At 68.2% G+C, this 5,902-nt stretch carries 7 protein-coding genes and 1 pseudogene; 3 read left to right on the plus strand and 5 right to left on the minus strand.

Features of this window, described 5'->3' with window-relative positions:
* From MFF55_RS26180 to MFF55_RS26190, 3 genes and pseudogenes are all read right to left on the minus strand, one after another.
* Positions 1-87, minus strand: a pseudogene (locus MFF55_RS26180) (alpha/beta fold hydrolase); the annotation flags it as partial.
* 202 nt (positions 88-289) lie between these two features.
* Positions 290-1,285, minus strand: a complete 996-nt coding sequence (locus tag MFF55_RS26185; protein ID WP_238247125.1) for a TerC family protein — start codon at positions 1,283-1,285, stop codon at positions 290-292.
* 241 nt (positions 1,286-1,526) lie between these two features.
* Positions 1,527-2,021: a ferritin-like domain-containing protein gene (locus MFF55_RS26190; RefSeq protein WP_238247127.1), complete on the minus strand. Its 495-nt coding sequence runs from the start codon at positions 2,019-2,021 to the stop codon at positions 1,527-1,529.
* On the opposite strand from MFF55_RS26190, the gene MFF55_RS26195 reads away from it, so the two are divergent.
* Entirely contained in the window at positions 2,020-2,244 is a 225-nt protein-coding gene (locus MFF55_RS26195) for a hypothetical protein (RefSeq protein WP_238247128.1), read from the plus strand. The genes MFF55_RS26190 and MFF55_RS26195 overlap by 2 nt on opposite strands.
* A 51-nt stretch (positions 2,245-2,295) precedes the next feature.
* Here MFF55_RS26195 and MFF55_RS26200 read toward each other — a convergent pair whose 3' ends face one another.
* Both MFF55_RS26200 and MFF55_RS26205 read right to left on the minus strand, forming a co-directional pair.
* Positions 2,296-3,756, minus strand: a complete 1,461-nt coding sequence (locus MFF55_RS26200; protein WP_238247130.1) for an ATP-binding protein — start codon at positions 3,754-3,756, stop codon at positions 2,296-2,298.
* Positions 3,753-4,478 (minus strand): response regulator, encoded by a 726-nt coding sequence (locus MFF55_RS26205; RefSeq protein WP_238247132.1) that lies wholly within the window; start codon positions 4,476-4,478, stop codon positions 3,753-3,755. Before MFF55_RS26205 ends, MFF55_RS26200 begins: the two co-directional genes overlap by 4 nt.
* A 274-nt stretch (positions 4,479-4,752) precedes the next feature.
* Between MFF55_RS26205 and MFF55_RS26210 the strand changes: the two genes are divergently transcribed.
* The gene (locus MFF55_RS26210) at positions 4,753-5,031 is read left to right on the plus strand and encodes an accessory factor UbiK family protein (protein ID WP_238247134.1); all 279 of its coding nucleotides are present in this window, start codon (positions 4,753-4,755) and stop codon (positions 5,029-5,031) included.
* 248 nt (positions 5,032-5,279) lie between these two features.
* A complete protein-coding gene (locus tag MFF55_RS26215; protein ID WP_238247136.1) occupies positions 5,280-5,783 on the plus strand; it encodes a type III secretion system chaperone family protein in 504 nt (167 codons plus the stop codon).
* Positions 5,784-5,902: the final 119 nt, after the last annotated feature.

The raw sequence follows: 5,902 nt of genomic DNA on the forward strand, positions 1-5,902 counted from the left end.
GTGATGGAACACGATCGGCTGCGCCTCCCTCGGACCCCAGTCCTTGTAGTAGATCTCCACGCCGTCGCCGGTGGTCACAAAACTCATAGAGGTCCTCCTGGATTGAGGGCGTGCGGCGGGGGCGCCGCGCGGGGCTCCATAATCCGGAATGACCGTGATCTCGATCGGTCACACCCGGATGACATGGATCGCGGTGCGCGCGTGCGCGCCTCAGGGAGGGCGAGACCGTCGCCGGGCGGCCGCGGGTGAAGCTTCCGCGGCCGCCACTCTCCTGCGTTGGAACCCGGCCTCAGGCCTTCGCAGCCGCCTCCGGCTCGGCCTCGCCGCGCGTCTTCCACAGGGAGTAGAGGATGCCGGCCAGGATGAGGCCCAGGGTGACGGCGAGGCTCAGGACCGGCGGGAACTTGCCGCCGTCGAGCACGAAGTCCGCCACGAAGATCTTGGCGCCGATGAACACCAGGACCAGGGCGAGCGCGTATTTCAGGTAGTGGAAGCGGTGCACCATGGCCGCCAGCGCGAAGTAGAGCGCCCGCAGGCCGAGGATCGCCATGATGTTCGAGGTGTAGACGATGAAGGTGTCCGTGGTGATGGCGAAGATCGCCGGCACCGAATCCACCGCGAAGACGAGGTCGGCGAGGTTGACGACGACGAGCGCCAGGAAGAGCGGCGTCGCCGCGAGCACCAGCTTGCCCGTCCCGCCGTCCGGCACCTTCACGAAGAACTTCTGGCCGTGGAGCTCGGGCGTCACCCGCATGTGGCGGGAGATGAACCGCACGGCCGGGTTGCCCGCCACGTCCATCGGCGCGTCGCCGGCGAACAGCATCTTAACGCCGGTGACGATGAGGAAGGCGGCGAAGAGGTAGAGCACCCAGTGCCATTCCTGCACGACGGCAGCGCCGACGCCGATCATCAGGCCGCGCAGCACGATCACCGCCAGGATGCCCCAGAGCAGCGCCCGGTACTGGTACATCCGGGGGATCGCGAAGTAGGTGAAGATCAGGCTGATCACGAAGACGTTGTCGATCGACAAGGCCTTCTCGATGAAGAAGCCCGTGTAATACTTCATGCCGAGGTCGGCGCCCTTCTCGACCCAGACCCAGGCGCCGAACAGGAGCGCGATGCCGATATAGAAGGCCGACAGCTTCAGGCTCTCGGCGATGCCCATCTCGCGGTCCTCCTTGTGGAGGATGCCGAGGTCGAACGCCGTGAGCGCGGCGACGAGGCCGGCGAAGGCCAGCCAGAACCAGATCGGCGTGCCCAGCCACGCCTGAAACAGAAAATCCATGTGCCTCTCCCGTTGCGACTTCGAGCGAGGGCGCACGGTTTCAGAGGCTGCAGAGAATCCGCGACCGGGCCTGACATCGAGCGCACTCGATGCGGTCCGACATCACGACGCCCAAAAAGAGCGCCGCCAGAGGGGCCCGGTCCGCACGGGCGGAGAAGTCGGTGCGGGACCGTTAAGGTTCAAGAGCCCGGGAACGGGTTTTTCCCCGGGCTTGTGGATTCGTGAGGGCCGAGCCCTGGGCTCAGGCCGCCGCCCGCTGGAGGCTCTCGGCGAGCTGGCTGGCGTACTCGTCGACCTTGTAGATCTCGGAGACGGAGTTCTTGAGCTTGCTCGCGTCGTCCGAGCGGCCGAGGGCGTTGGCGTAGGCCGCCGCCGAGCCGAAGCCGGTGATGCCGTAATGCGACATGCGCTGGTACTGGGCGATGATCACGGCGTCCCGCAGCCTGCCTTCCTGAGGCGCTTCCTGCGTGCCGTGCTTGAGGGCCTCGGCCACCAAACCCTCCATGCCCTTGCAGTGCTCGGGCGCGGACTCGCCGCCATTGGCGGCGATGAGCTCCTTCAGAACACCGGTGTGCTTCTCGATGCCGCCGACCGACTGCTCCAGCATCTGCTTGAGCTTGGCGTCGCTCGCCTTCTGGCTGAGCTGTCGCACGGCCTTCGTCATCTGGTCGTTGGCCGACCAGAGATCCTGCAACTCGTCGAGGTATACGTCCTTGAGGCTGTTTGGTGCCGACATGGATCTCGCTCCCTGGCTGATGTTCCCGGAGAACCTGCCGCGGCCGGGCGGGTTCCGGGGCCGCAGGACCGGCGGCCCGAACGGCTTCTTCGTCAGGGTGCGGTCGCGCCGGGATCGGGGGGAGGAGGCTGCCGAGGCCGCAGGATTGGATTACGCGGCCGATGCGGCGGTTTGGCGGAGCCTTGCCGGCGGCGGGCCGCACGGCGCCCCGCCGCCGCAATGAAGCGGGCCCGGTGCGCGAGTGCGACAGCACCGCGACGCGGCGACGCGCCTCTCAGCCGGTCCTGGCTTCTCCCCCGGCCCGCCTCGCCATCCGCGCGGCGGCGAGCGGCAGCTCGATGCGGGCGATGAAGCCCCGGGGCTGGCGGTTCGTCAGGATCAGGCGGCCGCCATGGCCTTCCACGATGGCGCCGACGATCGACAGGCCAAGACCGAAGCCGTTGGCCTCGTTGAGGCCTCTCGCGCGGTCGCCGCGCACGAAGGGCTTCAGCATCGCCTCGCACTCGTCATCCGGGATGCCGGGACCGTCGTCGATCACCTCGACGCTGACCCCACCCGCCGCCGGCCCCATCCGCACCCTGGCCCGGCCGCCATACTTCACGGCGTTGTCGACGAGGTTCGTGATCGCCCGCTGCAGCTCGTCTGCCCGCCCCTGCACCAGAACATGCCGGGCCTGCTCGAGCTCGACATCGGCCCCGACATCCGCGAAGCCGTCGCAGACGGTCTGGACCACGGAGGCGAGATCGATCAGCGCCGGCGCCTCGAACCGGCCGGCGCCCTCGTCCCGGATGAAGGCGAGGGCGGCCTCGACGAGGCCGTTCATCTGGCCAAGGTCCCGCAGCATCATCCCGCGCGCCTGATCGTCCTCGACGAACTCGGCCCGCAGCCGCATCCGGGTAATCGGCGTGCGCAGATCGTGGCTGATGGCGGCGAGCATCTGGGTGCGGTCGTCGATGAGGCGCCGCACGCGCTCGCGCATCCGGTCGAGGGCTCGGGACACTGCCAGCACCTCCTTCGGCCCCTTCTCGGGCAGCGCGACGAGATCAGCTCGGGTCCCGAAGGCCTCGGCCGCTTCCGCGAGACGACCAAGGGGGGCCGTCAAGGCGCGGGCCGCCCAGACCGAGAGGATCAGGAGGGTCGAGCCGAGAAACAGCAGCGAGAAGATAAGGACGCCCCGGCGCGGATTGAGGCTCCGTTCCGGCGGCAGGAAGACGCTGAAGCGCGCCCCGTTCTGGGTCGAGACGCCGACCGTCTGCCCGGGCGCGTCCGGCGGCCCGGGCAGTTCCACCACGGTCAGTGGCTGAGCATAATAATCCCGTAGCCTCTGGATGAAGGCCGCGTCGCCGGCCTCCTCCGCGGCGTTTCCGGGCACATGTCCCTCCCAGGGCGCGAGGCGGAGGTTCGGCAGCGATCGAGCCGCGTCGCGCAGGAGATTTGCCCTCTGCACCGGTTCGGCGGCATCGAGCAGACGGGCGACGGTGGCCACGCGCATGCTCGCGGCGACCGGGTGGTTCTCGTCCCGCCACGGCTCCCGCAGGACGACGATCAGCATCGCGATCACGATGTGGGCGACGATGATCGCCGAGGAGACGAGAAGTGTGATCTGGCCGCCGATGCTGGAGGGCAGCCAGCGCCGGACGCGGCTGGGCAGCGGCCGCGAAGCCGGTCGCTGGGACTTGGACGCCTCGGGCGACGCGGTCTCGCCGGTCGAAGGCGGCCGGGACAGCGCGTTCATGAGCGCGTGACCTCCGGCGTGAACAGGTAGCCCCCCGAGCGGATCGTCCGGATCGTCTCCGGGTTGCGCGGATCCCGCTCGATCTTCTGGCGGATCCGGCTGATCAGGACATCGATGCTGCGCTCGAACGGCCCGGCCGCGCGCCCCTGCGTCAGGTCGAGGAGTTGGTCGCGGGACAGCACTCGTCCCGGTCGCAGGCACAGCGCGTGCAGGAGGTCGAACTCGGCGCCCGTCAGCGCCACTCGCGCCTCCTCCGGGCTGAGGAGCTGGCGCAGCGCGAGGTCCAGGGTCCAGCCCAGGAAGTGCAGGCGCCGCACGCCCTCGTCCGCCCTGTCCTCGGCGGTCGCGCCGCGCCGCAGGATCGCCCGGATGCGGGCAAGCAGCTCGCGGGGGTTGAAGGGCTTGCCGAGGTAATCGTCGGCGCCGATCTCGAGGCCGACGATCCGGTCGATCTCCTCGGTCTTGGCCGTCAGCATCAGGATCGGCACCGTCGAGGTCACGCGCAGGCGCCGGCACAGGCTGAAGCCGTCCTCGCCCGGTAGCATCACGTCGAGCACGATGAGGTCGACCCGGGAATCCGCGAGCAGGCGGAGCATCTCGCGCCCGTCCCCGGCGATCGTGACCCGGCACTCGTTGGCACGCAGGTAGCGCGCGACGAGGGCGCTGATCTCGCGGTCGTCCTCGACCACGAGGATGTGAGGCGTGGAGGGCGTGGAATTCATCGCTACGGGTTCTGCTTCGGCAACTCTCGGGGGTGTCCGTCCTGGGAGGCGGTTATGCGGCTAGGAAGCTGGGAAGCGAAGACCGCACAGACGCTTGATTTGTAACGCCGTGTTTCCGCACCGGGCGTCGGTTACGATCAGCAACCTTCGCCCGCATCCATATGAGAGCGGGCCGGCCGGCGCGCTTGCGGATTGCCTGGGGCGAACCGGATTCCTATCTCGAACCCTGGCGCCGGCCACGACGGCCTCGGCGGCTCGACCTCTGGAGATCACGATGCAGACCTCGAACCGCCTGTTCGACGACTTCGCCCGCCTGATGACGGACGCCGCCGGCGCGGCCCAGGGCGTGCGCCGTGAGGCCGAGACCCTGTTCAAGGCCCAGGTCGAGCGACTGATCCGCGACATGGACATCGCTTCCCGCGAGGAGGTCGACGTGCTGCGCGATCTCGTGGGGACGCTGCGGACCCAGAACGAGGCGCTGGCAGCGCGGGTCACCGCGCTCGAAGCCAAGCTCGGCCAGGATTCGACGGCCGGGATGTCGGAATCGGTCTGAAGATTTGTGCACAGGAAGGATGAGGCTGGGCCCCGCTTTCCTGTTCATCTTCCGCGCCGGCCGCTTTGATACGCGAGTCCGGCCCGGTCTATAGTCGGTAGGCTACTGATTCGCCCCGCACACGGACCTCTAAGCTGCCATCGACAGACACGTGAGCGACGTGATGCCCGCATTCGGGCGACGCGGCTCGCGTGTTCGACGGCTCGCAGCTCCACGATGATTCGTGCCGCGTCGCCAACTGGACCGCCATGACCCAATTGCGCATCGAAGACTACGACCGGCACGAGCATCCCCTCGACGTCGTCGAGCGGCTGGCCTCGCTGCGCGACTGGATCTTCGACCGGGCCGAGACCGACGAGATGTCGGTCTCCGTCTCGGGCCGCTGGGCCGATTATCACGTCGCCTTCACCTGGATCGAGGACGTGGAGGCCCTGCACGTGGCCTCGGCCTTCGACCTCAAGGTGCCCGAGCGCCGCCGTACCGAGGTCTTGAACCTCGTGTCGCTGGTCAACGAGCAGCTCTGGGTGGGTCATTTCGACCTCTGGTCGACGGACAGCGTCGTGATGTTCCGCCACTCGCTCCTGCTCACGGACGGCGCGGCACCGACGCAGGGCCAGTGTACGATGATGCTGAAATCGGCCGTCGATGCCTGCGAGCGCTACTATCAGGCCTTCCAGTTCGTCCTCTGGGCCGGCAAGTCGGCCCGGGAAGCGCTCGACGCCGTGTTGTTCGAGACGGAAGGCGAGGCCTGAGCGCGGCGGGGGCGTGTCCATCGTTCCGACCTGGGTTGTCATTCCGGAGCTGCGAAGCAGAACCCGGAAGCCAGAGCCGCCAACGTCCCAAGCTGAAGAATTGTCGACGGTTCTGGGTT

Source organism: Methylobacterium iners, from assembly GCF_022179305.1.
Taxonomy (GTDB): domain Bacteria; phylum Pseudomonadota; class Alphaproteobacteria; order Rhizobiales; family Beijerinckiaceae; genus Methylobacterium; species Methylobacterium iners.